Here is a 15,765-nt window from a genome sequence, read left to right as displayed (position 1 = left end):
TACCAGAAAGTGGTTTTGAGATCTGTGGTGATGAGACAACAGAAAACGGCAAAAATCATCATTAACTTAAGATAAAGGCAATAAAATATGGCGAACCAATCAACAGGGTTAATCCGAATCTATAAAGCAGCGGGTTATTCTGTTAAAGGCTTAACCGCAGCTTGGAAAAATGAAGCCGCATTTCGGCAAGAAATGGTGGCCGCCATACTCGCTATCATACTGGCCTTCTGGCTGGATGTAGATGCAATCACACGGATTTTATTGATTGGCAGTGTTGTTTTAGTGATTATTATCGAAATCATTAATAGTGCCATCGAAGCCGTGGTGGACCGCATCGGCAGTGAATTCCACGAACTATCAGGCCGGGCTAAAGATATGGGCTCTGCCGCCGTGTCTCTGGCCATCTTGTTGGCGCTATTTATATGGATAACTGTGCTTTGGCAACATGCTGGTTAATCAATGCTGTTGATGTAAACAGTGATTAATCCCTGTTTTTATTCACTCTTTGGTTCCCAATACCTGCTTACCTGTATATACTCACAGCAAGACTGTATAAACAAACAGGGGGCGGAATGAAAGCACTTACTACCAGACAGCAAGAGGTTTATGACCTGGTGCGCGACCACCTAGCGCAAACAGGTATGCCACCGACCCGTGCCGAAATTGCGCAGCGTCTGGGGTTTCGCTCTCCTAACGCCGCTGAAGAGCATTTAAAAGCACTGGCCCGTAAGGGCGTTATTGAGATTGTCTCCGGCGCTTCCCGTGGTATCCGTTTATTGATGGAAGAAGAAGATGGCCTGCCACTGATTGGTCGGGTTGCCGCAGGTGAGCCGCTGTTAGCCCAACAACATATCGAAGGGCATTACAAAGTTGATCCTTCCATGTTTAAGCCGAGTGCAGATTTTTTGCTGCGGGTTAATGGGATGTCGATGAGAGATATCGGTATTCTGGACGGTGACTTATTGGCGGTACATAAGACTCAAGATGTGCGTAATGGGCAAGTGGTTGTTGCGCGAATTGATGATGAAGTGACGGTAAAACGTTTGAAAAAACAAGGTAATATCGTACAACTTCTCCCAGAAAATAGTGAGTTTCAGCCGATTGTTGTCGATCTGCGTGAGCAAAGTTTCACTATTGAAGGTTTGGCTGTTGGTGTCATCCGCAATGGCGACTGGATCTGATTTTAACGTTTATTTATATACCCTTCAATGGAAGGGTATATAAAGCATTTAATTCCTCTAATACTTAACTCAATCTAGTTTGAGAATATTCTGATAATAACTTATTAATTGCTGTTTTAACTGAAAATTACGAGTTTTTATTTCCTGTTTATTGCCATGGTGACAGTGATTAATATTAATCTTACTTTGATTGTCAGTATCCTTTGCTATAGTTATTCATACGGTAAGCGAAGCAACAATATTTAATTTAAATTATGACTGTGAATAACTCATTTAAATTAAATTTGTTTTTAGGGAGTAAATATACTTACCGTGTTGAATTAAATAAACTGACGAATCTTAAGGTAACGGAGATATTATGAATAAAGATCAAGTCGACGGTAACTGGAAGCAGTTTAAAGGTAAAGTTAAAGAGAATTGGGGCAAGCTGACTGATGATGACCTGACCGTCATTGAAGGTAAGCGTGACCAGTTGGTGGGTAAAATCCAGGAGAAATACGGCTATCAGAAAGAGCAAGCCGAGAAAGAAGTTAAAGCCTGGGAAGACCACAGTAAATATCGCTGGTAACAGCGTTAAATGGATTTAAACTGATATTGATATAAATCTATCGTGGCTCTCATTTTTCAGAATGCATTTTATTAAATGGCACATTCTATTAGTAGAGTGTTAATTTCTATTGCATCGTAGAGTGATGATTTTTTTAATGAGGATGTTCTGCTACTCCTGTATTTATATCGATATGGACACAAGGAAGTGTCTTACTTATATTTTATTATTTCCCACCTATTCTATATATGATGAACCGCATCCATTATATTGGATATAGGCGGTAAATTTTTTATAAGTGGGTTCCCTTCGAAACTGCCGCCTTTCTAGCGACAGTTTGATTTTATCACCAGAAGGTTATTTCTTTTTCGTCACAATAGAATGGTCGTGGTCACAATGTTCATGACTTTCACAGGCTTCAACTTCTCCACATTCCGCACATAAACCATGAGCCTCAACCACACTATGACGTAGGGTAAAACCCGACTGTTTTGCTAACAGCGCCAAGGCTTCTTCGATGCCGACTGTGGTGCGTTCTGTCACAATCTTGCAGCGATCGCAGATGAAAAGCGCAGAAGTATGAGTTGGTTCTTCAAAATGATGACACAACACATAGCTGTTCGCTGATTCTACGCGGTGAATAAACCCTTGTTCCAACAAGAAATCCAAAGCGCGATAAACTGTGGGTGGTTTTGCTTGCGGCTCAGAAATACGCAGCAGATCTAACAGGTCATAAGCGCTGATTGCACCGGGCTGCTGTGCCATTAATCGTAATACTTCAAGACGTTGCGGTGTCAGCCGGACGTTACGTTGTTGGCACAGGCTCTCCGCCTGGGCAAGCAGCTTTTCCTGATTGATAGGGTTCATCATATACATCCCGCAGCATTCGAATAGTATCGATTTTATCATATTTACTGATAATCGCCGATAGATGAAAAAACGAGGAGCCACGGAGTGTCAAAATTTTGGCAAGTCGCAGCAGTTAGCGGCAAATTTTCACTCTTTGCGCTACAACTATCACTCAGGCAGTCATCGTAAAGTTCTATGTTATAATCCCTGATTCCTTCCCATTGTTTAGTTTGCTCAATAAGTAATATCAATGGGCAATTGATGCAGTCATAACCGATGAAACCACAGTAAATGCACGAAGCTCAGACTTTTTCCAGCACTCAGGCCGAAAAGCCAAGTTATCCCCTGCAACGTTTTTCCGTCGCGCCGATGCTCGACTGGACAGATCGCCATTGCCGTTATTTCCATCGCTTGTTAACTAAACAGACTTTGTTGTACACCGAAATGGTGACCACCGGTGCCATTATCCACGGCAAAGGGGATTATCTGGCTTATAGTGAGCAAGACCATCCCGTGGCATTACAGCTGGGTGGCAGTGATCCGCAGGCCTTAGCGCATTGTGCCAAACAGGCAGAGCTTCGTGGGTATAATGAAATAAATCTTAATGTCGGTTGCCCCTCTGATCGGGTGCAAAATGGCCGTTTTGGGGCTTGCCTGATGGCGGAGGCCAATCTGGTCGCTGATTGCATTAAAGCAATGCGTGATGTGGTTTCTATTCCGGTAACGGTGAAAACCCGCATTGGTATTGATGAGTTGGATAGCTATGAGTTCTTGTGTGAATTCGTGCAAACCGTCGCAGGCCGTGGTGAGTGTGATATTTTCACTATTCATGCTCGTAAAGCTTGGCTTTCAGGACTCAGCCCGAAAGAAAATCGCGAAGTACCGCCACTGGATTATGAGCGAGTTTATCAGCTTAAACGTGATTTCCCGGCACTGACCATTGCCATTAATGGTGGGGTCAAAACGCTGGCTGAAGCCAAAGAACATCTCAAGCATCTTGATGGGGTGATGATGGGGCGCGAAGCTTACCAAAACCCCAGCATTTTGACCCAAGTGGATCGCGAACTGTTTGATCCGAATGCGCCAGTGGTTGACAGTGTGAAAGCCATCGAAGCGCTTTATCCTTACATTGAACAAGAGCTGTCACGCGGCGCTTATCTAGGCCATATAACCCGCCATATTCTGGGTATTTTCCAGGGAATTCCTGGCGCGCGCCAATGGCGTCGTCATCTGAGTGAAAATGCGCATAAGCCCGGTGCTGATGTATCTGTGGTAGAACAGGCGCTAGCGCTGGTCATCCGCCCGCAGCACAGTTCACTGTAATAAATTAACTACAAGTTAGCGAAATTGACCATGCCTGCCTATTTCCCTGGCAGGCAATTTTTTGTCTATAAGTAATAAATTCAATATGTTATCTGCTTGCTCTGGGTTGGCACGTTTCTTGTACTGTATCTTGGTAAACCGTTGATAAAATCTCTGTCGAGATCACTGTGTAAGTGATGCATTTACAGGGGATTAAACAGCAATTAAGGAGCCAGCCATGTTAGAAATTTTCTTTGTTATCGGTTTTTTCATCATGTTGATGGCAACCGGCATCTCCTTGTTGGGTATCTTCGCTGCATTATTGGTGGCCGCTGCTTTTATGATGTTGGGCGGCTTATTTGTGATGATGATTAAGTTGCTGCCATGGTTGATTTTAGCCGTGGTGGTGGTCTGGATCTGGCGCTCAATGCAGAAACCGGCAATACGCCGCTACTGATTATTTTGCTTTCTTGCGGGAGTGATCACAGGCTGAAAGTTTAGTTGCATGAATTGTTAGGAAAACGTGTTTTTTCCTAAACGGGCTTGCTAGGATGCTACCCAACACGATTTGTTATCACATTTTCATCCCTGTCAGAGGTAAAAATAGCCGTATAAACGGCAGGTTCATTTAAGTGAACATGGCTCTGACAGAATACCTAGCCGTACCCCTACAAATGCATCAATGAAACAGTAAAATCAGAGCCTCGAATAATAGAGGCTCTGATTCTTACTTTTATAGCGTAAGATAGATGATTAGATACTCAGTATATAAAATATCAAATAATTAAGAGTCAAAATATTGAATAATTTAACGACATGAATGAAAGGTTCAATCACTAATATTAAAGGTTAGTAAAAAATCGATTGTAGTTGGCGATAATATAAACTATTTGTGCGACAAATGCTTCTTGGGCCAACTTCTTATCTTCTTCATTTTGACATTTTTCTTTTACATCAAAAAAACTTTGTTGCATCAATTGAACGGTAACATCAGCAGATTTTTGAAATGCTGACAGATTATTGTTTTTATTGAATTTATCAAGTAACAAATCAAATTTTTGATCAGCGAAATCTCGCAGTATTTGGAATTCTTCATTGTTAATTTTATTATCACAATAAAAAGCATTCAATAGTGTTTTTATATCTCTATTAATTTCTGAATCATGCATAATTAAAACCTCAGTATATGTAATGAATAATGTTGCTTCAGTATTACACATTGAGAGTATATAGATAATGCAATCAGAGCAATTGGGCTTCAGTAGTCAGCGGTCTGAAAATAATAAAAAAATAACTTTTTAATAATTTATAATGGATAATAATATTTATTATCCATTATTGCAGCAGGAAATTAAGAGATCAACAGACTGGAGCCGGTTGTCTGGCGGCTTTCTAATATTTTATGGGCACGGCGAGCATCACTTAGCGGGAATTGTTGGGCTTTAGCAACATCCACACTAATGTCACCACTGATAATTAATGAGAATAGCTCACGGCTAGCACTTTCCAACTCTTGCCGATTAGTCACATAGGCGTTTAAGGAAGCGCGAGTCACAAACAGTGAGCCTTTTTGGTTGAGTATGGCAAGGTCTACCCCGGTTACTGGGCCAGAGGCATTACCAAAGCTCACCATCAACCCTCTGCGTTTAAGGCTATTAAGTGAATCCAGCCAGGTACTTTTCCCAACCGAATCATATACCACACCCACTTTTTCACCATTGGTCAGCTCCGCCACTCGCTCGGCGATATTTTCGGTGCGATAGTTTATGGTGGCCCAAGCTCCCTTGGATTTTGCCAATTCAGCTTTTTCATCGGAGCCGACGGTGCCAATCAGTTTTGCACCCAAAGCTTTTGCCCATTGGCAGGCTATCAACCCGACACCGCCTGCCGCCGCGTGGAATAAGAATACTTCGCCGGGTTTGATTTCATGGGTTTGGCGTAATAAATACTGCACTGTCAGCCCCTTAAGAAAAGAGGCCGCAGCTTGTTCGAAAGAGATTTCCGCAGGGAGTAGGGCGATTTTATCCGCGTCGACATTATGGACTTCGCTGTAAGCGCCAAGGGCTGATTGGGCGTATACTACTCGGTCACCGACTTTTATCGTGTTAACCGCCGAACCGACTTTGGTGACCAGCCCGGCAGCCTCACTCCCTAAGCCGCTGGGGAACTGTGGCGGTGGATAGAGTCCGGTACGAACATAGGTATCAATATAGTTAATCCCAATAGCTTTGTTTTCTACCTGAACTTCATGTGCCGCAGGGTTCACCGGCGTAAAATCAAGGTATTGCAATACTTCCGGCCCGCCAGGGATGCTAAATTGAATATGCTTTGCCATGTTAGCTCCTCACAATAAGTGTATTTTCACCTTACAGAGTTCTACACGAGGTGCCCACTTCTTGCTAATACCGATAAGTAATAGGGAATTCATAATTACCCATCGGGTATCATCGCGTATACTAGGCGGCACTATTTTCCTATCGTTACAATTATCCTATCGCAACAGAGGTAAAGAGCACTTTTCATGGCAGCAAAAAAACCAACCAACAAGATGACAGAGCCACGCGATCGCCAGATGGAAGGGCTGAAACTCCCGCCTCATTCGCTGGAGGCAGAGCAGTCCGTGTTGGGCGGTTTGATGCTGGATAATGAGCGCTGGGATAACGTCTCTGAGCGCGTAGCCAGCAATGATTTTTTCAGCCGCCCACATCGCCGGATATTTACTGAAATGCAGCGCTTGCTGGAAAATAGCAAGCCGATCGACTTGATCACCTTGTCCGAATCGCTCGAGCAAAAAGGTGATTTGGATTCGGTGGGGGGCTTTGCCTATCTGGCCGAGTTATCAAAAAATACGCCAAGTGCCGCGAATATCGGGGCTTATGCTGATATCGTCCGCGAACGTGCAGTCGTCCGTGAAATGATCTCGGTGGCTAATGAAATTGCTGATGCCGGCTATGATCCGCAAGGGCGTAGCAGTGAAGATCTGCTGGATCTGGCGGAATCTAAAGTATTCCAAATTGCCGAAAGCCGCGCCAGTAAAGATGAAGGGCCGAAAAGTGTCGATCAGATCCTCGAAGCTACAGTCGCGCGGATCGAACAGCTTTATCAGCGGCCACATGATGGTGTTACCGGGGTTTCGACCGGTTTTACTGACCTCGATAAAAAGACCGCCGGGCTGCAAAAGTCGGATTTGATCATTGTCGCCGCGCGTCCATCAATGGGGAAAACCACCTTTGCGATGAACTTATGTGAAAACGCCGCGATGATGCAGGAAAAACCGGTATTAATCTTCAGTTTGGAAATGCCCGGCGATCAGATAATGATGCGTATGTTGGCGTCCTTATCACATGTCGATCAGACCCGCATTCGTACTGGCCAGCTTGATGATGAGGATTGGGCGCGGATTTCCAGCACCATGGGCATATTGATGGAAAAGCGCAATATGTACATTGATGACTCCTCCGGCCTGACCCCGACTGAAGTGCGTTCCCGTGCGCGGCGTATTTTCCGCGAACACGGTGGGTTGAGCTTGATTATGATCGACTACCTGCAATTGATGCGGGTGCCGTCGCTTTCGGATAACCGCACCTTGGAAATCGCCGAAATCTCACGCTCGCTAAAAGCATTGGCAAAAGAGCTACAAGTGCCGGTGGTGGCGCTGTCTCAGCTTAACCGTAGTTTGGAGCAACGTGCCGATAAACGGCCGGTCAACTCCGACTTACGTGAATCAGGTTCTATTGAGCAGGATGCTGACTTAATCATGTTTATTTATCGTGATGAGGTTTATCACGAAAACAGTGATGAAAAAGGGATTGCGCAAATTATTTTGGGTAAACAGCGTAACGGCCCGATCGGTTCTGTCCGACTGAAATTTAATGGTCAATGGTCGCGCTTTGATAATTATGCCGGCCCGCAATACGACGACGAATAGTATCCCTTCGTACTTGAAGCCGCAGGGTTGTTAGCTACGCTCACGCACCCGAATCACTGACTTGTGTCAGTTCATCGGGATTTGTTCGCTTGCTGCCTACCTGCAACTCCAATGACATTGGGCATAACATCTATTAAGTATTAAGGATAAGAAATGAAAGCGGCAACAGCAGTAATCGACCGCCGCGCTCTGCGACATAACTTGCAACAGGTTCGGCGCATGGCGCCGCAAAGTCGCCTGATTGCTGTTGTGAAAGCAAACGCTTATGGCCACGGATTATTAGAAACAGCGCATACCTTACAGGATGCAGATTGCTATGGTGTTGCGCGGATCGGCGAAGCGCTAATGTTGCGATCTGGCGGAATTGTTAAACCGATTTTGCTGTTGGAAGGGTTCTTTGCCGCCGAAGATCTTCCGATTCTGGTGGCTAACCGCATTGAAACCGCAGTACACAGCATTGAACAACTGGAAGCGCTGGAAACGGCTAATCTTTCTGCCCCCATTAATGTTTGGATGAAACTGGATACCGGCATGCACCGCCTGGGCGTGCGCCCGGAACAAGCGGAGGCTTTTTACCAGCGCTTAAGCGCGTGCCGCAATATCATTCAGCCAGTCAATATTATGAGCCACTTTAGCCGTGCGGACGAACCACTCGTGGACACTACCCGCCAGCAACTTGACTGTTTTGATACCTTCGCCGCTGATAAACCCGGTAAGCAATCTATTTCCGCATCTGGCGGTATTTTGCTGTGGCCAGAGGCGCACCGTGATTGGGTGCGCCCCGGTATCATACTGTATGGGGTTTCGCCGATGGACGAACCCTATGCCAGCCACTTTGATTTGTTGCCCGCAATGGCATTGAAATCCAGCCTGATTGCGGTTCGTGAGCATAAAGCTGGTGAACCTGTTGGCTATGGCGGTACTTGGGTCAGTGAGCGGGACACGCGTCTCGGCGTGGTGGCGATTGGTTATGGCGATGGTTATCCACGCAGCGCCCCTTCGGGCACACCAATGTGGCTGAATGGCCGCGAAGTTGGCATTGTTGGCCGGGTTTCAATGGATATGATTTCTGTTGATCTGGGGCCGGACGCCACGGACAAAGTGGGTGACGAAGTGTTGCTGTGGGGGGCTGAACTGCCGGTTGAAAAAATTGCTGCACAGACCGGTATCAGCGCCTATGAATTGATTACTAAGCTGACCTCCCGTGTTGCGATGGAATATTTAGGCGAATAATAATAAGGTAAGCTGCATAAAGATACCCGCCGTAGACAATTATTACCGATAAAGGAGAACAGCGCCGTGTTCCAAAATGTTGACGCCTATGCAGGTGATCCGATCCTGTCGCTGATGGAAAGTTTTAAAGCCGATGACCGCGCACATAAAGTGAATTTGAGCATTGGGCTTTATTACAATGAGCTGGGCGAAATCCCATTGATGCAGGCAGTAAAAGCTGCCGAAGCGCAATTGAGCGCTCAGCCACACGGTACACCGGTCTATCTGCCGATGGAAGGTTTGCAACCTTATCGTAGTGCTATCCAGCAGCTATTATTTGGTGCAGAACATCCTATGTTGGCACAGAAGCGGGTGGCGACAATTCAAACCGTGGGTGGCTCTGGTGCATTGAAAGTCGGTGCTGATTTCCTCAATCATTATTTCCCAGATTCGCAGGTTTGGGTCAGTGACCCTACTTGGGAAAACCATGTTGCTATCTTTAGCGGCGCAGGTTTTAAAGTGAATACCTATCCATATTTTGATCATGACAAGCTGGGCGTAAAGTTTGATCAAATGCTGGCAACACTCCAGCAGTTACCGGCCAAAAGCATTGTGTTATTACACCCTTGTTGCCACAACCCTACGGGATCGGATCTCACTAATGCGCAATGGGATCAGGTGATTGAAGTGGCTAAGGGGCGGGATCTGATCCCGTTCCTGGATATTGCTTATCAAGGTTTTGGTGTCGGGCTGAATGAAGATGCCTATGCTATCCGCGCGATGGCGGCAGCAGAATTGCCCTGTTTGGTCAGTAACTCCTTCTCTAAAATTTTCTCCCTGTATAACGAACGGGTCGGTGGCTTGTCTGTCGTGTGTGAAAGTGAAGAAGCGGCAGGCCGTGTATTAGGGCAACTGAAAGCCACTGTTCGCCGTAACTATTCCAGCCCACCCAACTTTGGTGCGCAAGTGGTTTCAAAAGTGCTGCACGACACTGAATTACAAGCACAATGGCAAGCTGAAGTAGAGCAAATGCGTTTGCGTATTATTGAAATGCGCAGCAGGTTAGTCGATGCTTTGAAAGCTTCATTGCCTAATCGTAATTTTGACTATTTGCTGCAACAGCGCGGTATGTTCAGCTACACCGGTTTCAGCGCAGCACAAGTGGACCGTCTGCGTGAAGAGTTTGGTGTGTATCTGATTGCCAGCGGCAGGATGTGTATGGCGGGCGTCAATCACAGCAATGTTCAGCGCGTCGCGGCGGCTTTTGCTGCGGTGCAGTAAGTCGAGCTTCTAGTTTCTAAGGCGATAGCGATATCGCCTTTTTTATTTATTTTTTTCGCCACCTTTCCGCGACTTATCTCTATATCCCGCTTGTTTGACCCATGGCCAATGGTTGTATGTTGATTAAAGAATATACTAATAAATACGGCGGACGCATGCCAAACGATCATTCATTGCTCACAGTAAATCTGTTGTCATAGGCGCAAGCTAGTCACTAAGAATATGTCACTGATGGCATGTATCACTGATTATGGAATAAATAACTTATGAGGCCCTGTCGCGAGACGCTACCGGCCCATTACAGGAGATATCCCCATGAATCATTCGGCATTACTGGAATACTGCATGTCCAAACCGGGGGCAGAGCAGAGTGACCACGAGGAGTGGCAGGCAAATCAGATTAAAGTGGCCGATGTCATGTTTGCTATGGTGGGTGAGACCCACGGGCGGCCCTCTATCTCATTGAAAACTAGCCCTGAATTGGCAGAAAGCCTAAGAGAGCAACATCCGGAGATCGTGCCGAGTGAACACTTGAATAAAGCGCACTGGAACACGGTGTTTCTGGATGGAAAATTACCGAATTCACAGTTCTATTCGCTAATTGACCGCTCTTATCAATTGGTTTTGCAGGGATTACCGGAACATAGAAGACAGGGGTTGGTCGTCTGAGGGCTAAAAAGAGCCTCTGGGACAGAGAGTTTCCTGCCCCAGAGTGCTAGTTTGATGTTTTATTTACGTTGCAACATCGGTTTGAGGAATCGGGCCGTGTGTGATGCCGCGCATTCTGCGACCGTCTCTGGTGTGCCGGAAACTAAAATCTCGCCGCCGCCACTGCCGCCCTCTGGCCCCAAATCGACAATCCAGTCTGCGGTCTTAATCACATCCAGATTATGCTCAATGACCACAATGGTATTGCCTTGATCGCGCAGCTGATGCAACACCGCCAATAGCTGTTGAATATCAGCAAAGTGCAGGCCGGTGGTCGGTTCGTCCAGAATATAGAGTGTCTGGCCGGTGCCGCGTTTTGACAGTTCGCGAGATAATTTGACTCGCTGCGCTTCCCCGCCCGATAAGGTGGTCGCCGACTGGCCGAGACAAATATATGACAGGCCCACATCCATCAAGGTTTGCAGCTTACGCGCCAATGCTGGCACCGCATCAAAGAACTCGCGCGCCTCTTCGATAGTCATCGCCAACACTTCGTGAATACTTTTGCCTTTGTATTTCACTTCCAGTGTTTCGCGGTTATAGCGCTTACCTTTACATTGATCGCAAGGGACATAAATGTCTGGCAGGAAGTGCATTTCAACTTTAATCACCCCGTCACCCTGACAGGCTTCGCAACGGCCGCCTTTCACGTTAAAGCTAAAGCGGCCCGGAGTATAACCTCGAGCGCGTGACTCAGGTACGCCCGCAAATAGCTCGCGAATGGGGGTAAATATGCCGGTATAAGTTGCCGGGTTAGAGCGCGGAGTCCGGCCAATCGGGCTTTGGTCAATATCGATAACTTTATCGAAATGCTCTAGCCCTTGGATATCACGATACGGAGCCGGCTCATTACTGGTCGCCCCGTTCAACTGGCGCTGCGCAATACTATATAAAGTATCATTGATAAGAGTGGACTTACCCGAGCCAGAAACCCCGGTAATGCAGCTAAATAGCCCGACCGGCAGTGTTAGCGTCACATCTTTCAGGTTATTGCCGCTGGCACCAATTAACTTCAATACTTTGCTTGGGTCACCCGCGACCCGTTGGGCTGGGATGGCAATTTCCCGCTTGCCGCTGAGGAACTGGCCGGTGAGTGACTTAGGAGCGGCCATAATGTCATCAACCGTCCCTTCTGCGACCACTTCACCGCCATGCACTCCGGCACCTGGGCCGATATCAATCACATGGTCGGCGGCCCGAATAGCATCTTCATCATGCTCCACCACAATCACGGTATTACCCAGATTTCGCAGGTGAATCAATGTTTCCAGCAAACGTTCATTATCGCGCTGATGCAAGCCGATGGACGGCTCATCGAGCACATACATGACGCCAACCAAACCGGCCCCAATCTGGCTGGCCAGGCGGATACGCTGCGCTTCGCCACCGGAGAGGGTTTCCGCCGAGCGGGACAGTGACAGATAATTTAGCCCGACGTTCACCAGGAATTTTAGCCGGTCGCCAATTTCTTTCAGTATTTTCTCGGCAATTTGCGCCCGCTGGCCGCTCAGTTTCATATTCTGGAAGAAACTCAGCGCATGGCCGATACTCAGTTCCGAGATTTCCGGCAATGTGGTTTTTTCAACAAAGACATAACGCGCTTCGCGGCGCAGGCGGGTGCCGTTGCATGAGGTACAAGAGCGGTTGCTGATAAATTTAGCCAGCTCTTCGCGCACCGCACTAGATTCGGTCTCTTTATAACGGCGTTCCATATTGTGCAGCACCCCCTCGAAAGGATGGCGGCGCACGGTGGTATCACCGCGGTCATTTATGTATTTGAATTCAATAGTATCTTTGCCAGAACCGTATAACACAGCTTTCTGTGTTGCGGCATCTAGCGAGTTAAATGGCGCTTCGATATCAAACTTATAATGATCCGCCAATGAACGTAGCATCTGGAAGTAATAGAAGTTGCGGCGATCCCAGCCACGAATTGCGCCACCCGCCAGTGACAGCTCCGGGTTTTGCAGCACACGGTCTGGGTCAAAGAATTGTTGCACGCCCAGACCATCACAGGTCGGGCAAGCACCGGCTGGGTTGTTAAAGGAAAACAGGCGTGGTTCCAGCTCACTCATGCTATAGCCGCAAATTGGGCAAGCAAAGTTGGCGGAGAATAACAACTCTTCGGCGTGTGGATCGTCCATATCGGCGACCACGGCAGTACCGCCGGAAAGCTCCAATGCTGTTTCAAATGATTCGGCCAGGCGCTGTGCCAGATCTTCGCGTACTTTAAAGCGATCGACCACCACTTCAATGGTGTGTTTCTTTTGCAGCTCTAATTTCGGTGGATCAGACAGATCGCAAACTTCGCCATCGATCCGCGCCCGGATATAGCCCTGCATCGCCAGATTTTCCAGCGTTTTGGTATGTTCGCCTTTGCGATCTTTTACCACTGGCGCCAGTAACATCAGGCGGCGGCCCTCGGGCTGACTGATGACGTTATCCACCATCTGGCTGACCGTTTGGGCCGCCAGCGGGACATCATGATCCGGGCAGCGCGGCTCGCCGACACGGGCAAACAGCAAACGCAGGTAATCATGGATTTCAGTGATAGTTCCCACGGTGGAGCGCGGGTTATGGGAGGTTGATTTTTGCTCGATGGAGATGGCCGGAGAGAGACCTTCAATATGGTCGACATCCGGTTTTTCCATCAGCGACAGAAATTGGCGCGCATAGGCGGAGAGAGACTCAACATAGCGGCGTTGCCCCTCGGCATACAGGGTGTCAAAAGCCAGTGAGGATTTGCCTGAACCCGATAGACCGGTGACCACGATCAGTTTGTCGCGCGGGATAATCAGGTTGATATTCTTAAGATTATGGGTGCGAGCGCCCCGAACTTCGATATTATCCATTCAAACATTTCCCGGATGTAAACTGAGCCTCTCAGCGTATCCCTTTCACCTTTCGTACTTGAAACTACAGAGTTGTTAGCTTGCTGCCTAACTGCAATTCCAATTACTTTGGGTGATATATAGGTGCATTTTGCAACACCCCAAAAGGACATAGCCAGTACGAAACGGATAATTATGACACAAAAAAACCTGAATGGATATCCAGTATCCGGGTGCAATTAAGGCTGTTATTGCGATAAATCTGCTATACATTCCGCAGTTATGATCAGTTGTGCCCTTTGCCTATTAGCGTGTTAAACTTACTCGCTTATACTCGTCATACTTTAAGTTGCATGTGCGTTGACCGCCTTCCTGCAACTCGAATTATTTAGAGTATGTACTGTACAAAATTTATTTCATCAGGAGAGTTCACATGGCCAGCAGAGGCGTAAACAAAGTGATTTTGGTCGGGAATTTGGGCCAAGACCCGGAAGTCCGCTACATGCCGAACGGCGGCGCTGTTGCCAATATCACCCTGGCGACTTCCGAAAGCTGGCGTGATAAAGCCACTGGCGAGCAGAAAGAAAAGACGGAATGGCACCGTGTAGTGTTGTTCGGCAAGCTGGCAGAAGTTGCGGGTGAATATCTGCGCAAAGGCTCTCAGGTCTATATTGAGGGTGCTCTACAGACCCGTAAGTGGACAGATCAGGCTGGTGTTGAGAAATACACCACAGAAGTTGTGGTTAACGTGGGTGGCACCATGCAAATGCTGGGTGGCCGTCAAGGCGGTGGTGCTCCAGCGGGTGGTGGCGCAGCACAAGAGGGTGGCGCACAAGGCGGTTGGGGTCAACCTCAGCAGCCACAAGGTGGCAATCAGTTCAGTGGCGGCCAGACTTCGCGCCCAGCTCAGCCTGCTCCAGCAGCACAACCACAAGGCGGCAATGAGCCACCAATGGATTTTGACGACGATATTCCGTTCTGATCCCGGTAATTCAAGACTGAGAAATCAAACCCAGTGTAATAGCTGGGTTTTTTATACTGACCAGTCAAGGCATTGCCGCTATTTTGTCACATTGTCGCTGAAGACCTGTCAGGATACTTTCTGCTAAGTCAGCCGGAAAATCAGCGGGAAGTACAGCCTGTATCTGGGTGACAACTCGTGGTGTTGCAGCAATAACTTCGTCAATAATAGTGTCAGCGAGAGCGGCTCCCAATCCAACAATCTCGGCCTGTTTTCGCCAATGGCGTCGCTGTATCTGGTTAATTAAATAGTAATTTTTACTCCCTCGCACCGCCATCGCTAACTTGGTTTTCTGGGCCGCAATTTGATTACGGCCCGCCCCGATAATCGGATGGGTTGGCACATATCCTCTTGCGGTAACCTGACAATCCAGCGGCTATCATTCGATAGTCGTCGGTCAAAGCGTTCAACAATCAATGCCTTTTGGTCTTCAAACCGGCCAATTTCACAGCGGGCGGCCTTGTTCGTTTGCTAACCATTCTTGGGCATAACTCAGTGATTCTTCGCCTCGTTTTTTTTCCCAATAACCAACTCGCTGGCCGTTCATCCAGATATTGAGCCGTTGAGTTCGACGAGTCATATCACCAATCCTCTTGTTTTGATGGTAAATGTTTTGACGGTAAATTTATCGCCGGACTTTTTTCTGACGGGTGCGTTTTACTGGGATGCGAGCTGGCGTTTTTTTTCTCACCAAGGATCAGCTCGATATCTAAAAGATGCAATATTTTAAAAAGTCGTTCAACACTGGCCGATGCAGGATTAGCCTCAAGCTTTGCATAGGACTGTTGGGTAATGCCTAATAGTTGGGCCAAGCTGGCCTGAGTCAGCCCTTTATTCTTTCGAAAGCCAATTAATGTAGGGCGCAATTGACTCAAAATTTTAATAGGATAATCCATCAAGACCTC

The 15,765-nt window shown here is 47.3% G+C and carries 18 protein-coding genes; 10 read left to right on the top strand and 8 right to left on the bottom strand.

Annotated features, from left to right (window positions below):
- Window positions 1-87: 87 nt before the first annotated feature.
- The 3 genes from OP863_RS18030 to OP863_RS18020 all read left to right on the top strand — a co-directional run bounded on the left by OP863_RS18030 (window position 88) and on the right by OP863_RS18020 (window position 1,749).
- Window positions 88-456 carry a diacylglycerol kinase gene (locus OP863_RS18030; RefSeq protein ID WP_038638525.1) on the top strand — a complete coding sequence of 123 codons (369 nt, stop codon included), beginning with the start codon at window positions 88-90 and terminating at the stop codon, window positions 454-456.
- Window positions 457-572: 116 nt separating this feature from the next.
- Complete coding sequence (gene lexA, locus OP863_RS18025) at window positions 573-1,181, top strand: transcriptional repressor LexA (RefSeq protein WP_004704739.1); 609 nt, start codon at window positions 573-575, stop codon at window positions 1,179-1,181.
- A 358-nt stretch (window positions 1,182-1,539) separates the two neighbouring features.
- Window positions 1,540-1,749: a CsbD family protein gene (locus OP863_RS18020; RefSeq protein ID WP_038638529.1), complete on the top strand. Its 210-nt coding sequence runs from the start codon at window positions 1,540-1,542 to the stop codon at window positions 1,747-1,749.
- Between the two features lie 336 nt (window positions 1,750-2,085).
- Here OP863_RS18020 and zur read toward each other — a convergent pair whose 3' ends face one another.
- Entirely contained in the window at window positions 2,086-2,595 is a 510-nt protein-coding gene (zur, locus tag OP863_RS18015; protein WP_032820476.1) for a zinc uptake transcriptional repressor Zur, read from the bottom strand.
- A gap of 273 nt (window positions 2,596-2,868) precedes the next feature.
- Between zur and dusA the strand changes: the two genes are divergently transcribed.
- Together dusA and pspG are read left to right on the top strand one after the other, a co-directional pair.
- Window positions 2,869-3,900, top strand: a complete 1,032-nt coding sequence (dusA, locus tag OP863_RS18010) for a tRNA dihydrouridine(20/20a) synthase DusA (protein WP_038638532.1) — start codon at window positions 2,869-2,871, stop codon at window positions 3,898-3,900.
- A 217-nt stretch (window positions 3,901-4,117) separates the two neighbouring features.
- Window positions 4,118-4,336, top strand: coding sequence for an envelope stress response protein PspG (gene pspG / locus OP863_RS18005; RefSeq protein ID WP_145589570.1), 219 nt, complete (start codon window positions 4,118-4,120; stop codon window positions 4,334-4,336).
- A 385-nt stretch (window positions 4,337-4,721) separates the two neighbouring features.
- Here the strand turns inward: pspG and OP863_RS18000 are convergent, their stop codons facing one another.
- Both OP863_RS18000 and OP863_RS17995 read right to left on the bottom strand, forming a co-directional pair.
- Window positions 4,722-5,048 (bottom strand): hypothetical protein, encoded by a 327-nt coding sequence (locus OP863_RS18000; protein WP_038638537.1) that lies wholly within the window; start codon window positions 5,046-5,048, stop codon window positions 4,722-4,724.
- A 182-nt stretch (window positions 5,049-5,230) separates the two neighbouring features.
- Complete coding sequence (locus OP863_RS17995; protein ID WP_265525680.1) at window positions 5,231-6,214, bottom strand: quinone oxidoreductase; 984 nt, start codon at window positions 6,212-6,214, stop codon at window positions 5,231-5,233.
- Window positions 6,215-6,400: 186 nt separating this feature from the next.
- Here OP863_RS17995 and dnaB point away from each other — a divergent pair, with 186 nt between their 5' ends.
- The 4 genes from dnaB to OP863_RS17975 all read left to right on the top strand — a co-directional run bounded on the left by dnaB (window position 6,401) and on the right by OP863_RS17975 (window position 10,969).
- Window positions 6,401-7,807: a replicative DNA helicase gene (dnaB, locus tag OP863_RS17990; protein WP_038638544.1), complete on the top strand. Its 1,407-nt coding sequence runs from the start codon at window positions 6,401-6,403 to the stop codon at window positions 7,805-7,807.
- A gap of 153 nt (window positions 7,808-7,960) precedes the next feature.
- Window positions 7,961-9,040, top strand: a complete 1,080-nt coding sequence (gene alr, locus OP863_RS17985; RefSeq protein ID WP_265525679.1) for an alanine racemase — start codon at window positions 7,961-7,963, stop codon at window positions 9,038-9,040.
- Window positions 9,041-9,106: 66 nt separating this feature from the next.
- Complete coding sequence (locus tag OP863_RS17980; RefSeq protein WP_050292221.1) at window positions 9,107-10,300, top strand: amino acid aminotransferase; 1,194 nt, start codon at window positions 9,107-9,109, stop codon at window positions 10,298-10,300.
- A gap of 315 nt (window positions 10,301-10,615) precedes the next feature.
- The gene (locus OP863_RS17975; RefSeq protein WP_038638554.1) at window positions 10,616-10,969 is read left to right on the top strand and encodes an MmcQ/YjbR family DNA-binding protein; all 354 of its coding nucleotides are present in this window, start codon (window positions 10,616-10,618) and stop codon (window positions 10,967-10,969) included.
- 59 nt (window positions 10,970-11,028) lie between these two features.
- Here OP863_RS17975 and uvrA read toward each other — a convergent pair whose 3' ends face one another.
- Complete coding sequence (gene uvrA / locus OP863_RS17970; RefSeq protein ID WP_038638557.1) at window positions 11,029-13,860, bottom strand: excinuclease ABC subunit UvrA; 2,832 nt, start codon at window positions 13,858-13,860, stop codon at window positions 11,029-11,031.
- A 412-nt stretch (window positions 13,861-14,272) separates the two neighbouring features.
- Between uvrA and OP863_RS17965 the strand changes: the two genes are divergently transcribed.
- Window positions 14,273-14,821 (top strand): single-stranded DNA-binding protein, encoded by a 549-nt coding sequence (locus OP863_RS17965; RefSeq protein ID WP_145588509.1) that lies wholly within the window; start codon window positions 14,273-14,275, stop codon window positions 14,819-14,821.
- Window positions 14,822-14,885: 64 nt separating this feature from the next.
- Here the strand turns inward: OP863_RS17965 and OP863_RS17960 are convergent, their stop codons facing one another.
- From OP863_RS17960 to OP863_RS17950, 4 genes are read right to left on the bottom strand one after another with little or no spacing between them, the layout of a single operon-like run.
- Window positions 14,886-15,203, bottom strand: coding sequence for a hypothetical protein (locus tag OP863_RS17960; protein WP_265525678.1), 318 nt, complete (start codon window positions 15,201-15,203; stop codon window positions 14,886-14,888).
- Window positions 15,140-15,277: a hypothetical protein gene (locus tag OP863_RS20025; RefSeq protein ID WP_322887870.1), complete on the bottom strand. Its 138-nt coding sequence runs from the start codon at window positions 15,275-15,277 to the stop codon at window positions 15,140-15,142. Before OP863_RS20025 ends, OP863_RS17960 begins: the two co-directional genes overlap by 64 nt.
- 28 nt (window positions 15,278-15,305) lie before the next feature.
- Complete coding sequence (locus tag OP863_RS17955; protein WP_261369802.1) at window positions 15,306-15,440, bottom strand: HipA N-terminal domain-containing protein; 135 nt, start codon at window positions 15,438-15,440, stop codon at window positions 15,306-15,308.
- A 1-nt stretch (window position 15,441) separates the two neighbouring features.
- Window positions 15,442-15,756 (bottom strand): helix-turn-helix transcriptional regulator, encoded by a 315-nt coding sequence (locus OP863_RS17950; protein WP_186368366.1) that lies wholly within the window; start codon window positions 15,754-15,756, stop codon window positions 15,442-15,444.
- Between the last annotated feature and the right edge of the window lie 9 nt (window positions 15,757-15,765).

It is taken from the genome of Yersinia sp. SCPM-O-B-9106 (C-191) (assembly GCF_026183365.1).
In the GTDB taxonomy this organism is placed as follows: Bacteria; Pseudomonadota; Gammaproteobacteria; order Enterobacterales; family Enterobacteriaceae; genus Yersinia; species Yersinia rochesterensis.
The sequence above is the reverse complement of the archived record's forward strand: the minus strand, read 5'-3'. Positions and strand labels throughout refer to the sequence as shown.

Coding starts and splice junctions, on each gene's coding strand:
- OP863_RS18030 (WP_038638525.1), top strand. CDS start 88: ATGGCGAACCAATCAACAGGGTTAATCCGAATCTATAAAGCAGCGGGT.
- lexA (WP_004704739.1), top strand. CDS start 573: ATGAAAGCACTTACTACCAGACAGCAAGAGGTTTATGACCTGGTGCGC.
- OP863_RS18020 (WP_038638529.1), top strand. CDS start 1,540: ATGAATAAAGATCAAGTCGACGGTAACTGGAAGCAGTTTAAAGGTAAA.
- zur (WP_032820476.1), bottom strand. CDS start 2,595: ATGAACCCTATCAATCAGGAAAAGCTGCTTGCCCAGGCGGAGAGCCTG.
- dusA (WP_038638532.1), top strand. CDS start 2,869: ATGCACGAAGCTCAGACTTTTTCCAGCACTCAGGCCGAAAAGCCAAGT.
- pspG (WP_145589570.1), top strand. CDS start 4,118: ATGTTAGAAATTTTCTTTGTTATCGGTTTTTTCATCATGTTGATGGCA.
- OP863_RS18000 (WP_038638537.1), bottom strand. CDS start 5,048: ATGCATGATTCAGAAATTAATAGAGATATAAAAACACTATTGAATGCT.
- OP863_RS17995 (WP_265525680.1), bottom strand. CDS start 6,214: ATGGCAAAGCATATTCAATTTAGCATCCCTGGCGGGCCGGAAGTATTG.
- dnaB (WP_038638544.1), top strand. CDS start 6,401: ATGGCAGCAAAAAAACCAACCAACAAGATGACAGAGCCACGCGATCGC.
- alr (WP_265525679.1), top strand. CDS start 7,961: ATGAAAGCGGCAACAGCAGTAATCGACCGCCGCGCTCTGCGACATAAC.
- OP863_RS17975 (WP_038638554.1), top strand. CDS start 10,616: ATGAATCATTCGGCATTACTGGAATACTGCATGTCCAAACCGGGGGCA.
- uvrA (WP_038638557.1), bottom strand. CDS start 13,860: ATGGATAATATCGAAGTTCGGGGCGCTCGCACCCATAATCTTAAGAAT.
- OP863_RS17965 (WP_145588509.1), top strand. CDS start 14,273: ATGGCCAGCAGAGGCGTAAACAAAGTGATTTTGGTCGGGAATTTGGGC.
- OP863_RS17955 (WP_261369802.1), bottom strand. CDS start 15,440: ATGACTCGTCGAACTCAACGGCTCAATATCTGGATGAACGGCCAGCGA.
- OP863_RS17950 (WP_186368366.1), bottom strand. CDS start 15,756: ATGGATTATCCTATTAAAATTTTGAGTCAATTGCGCCCTACATTAATT.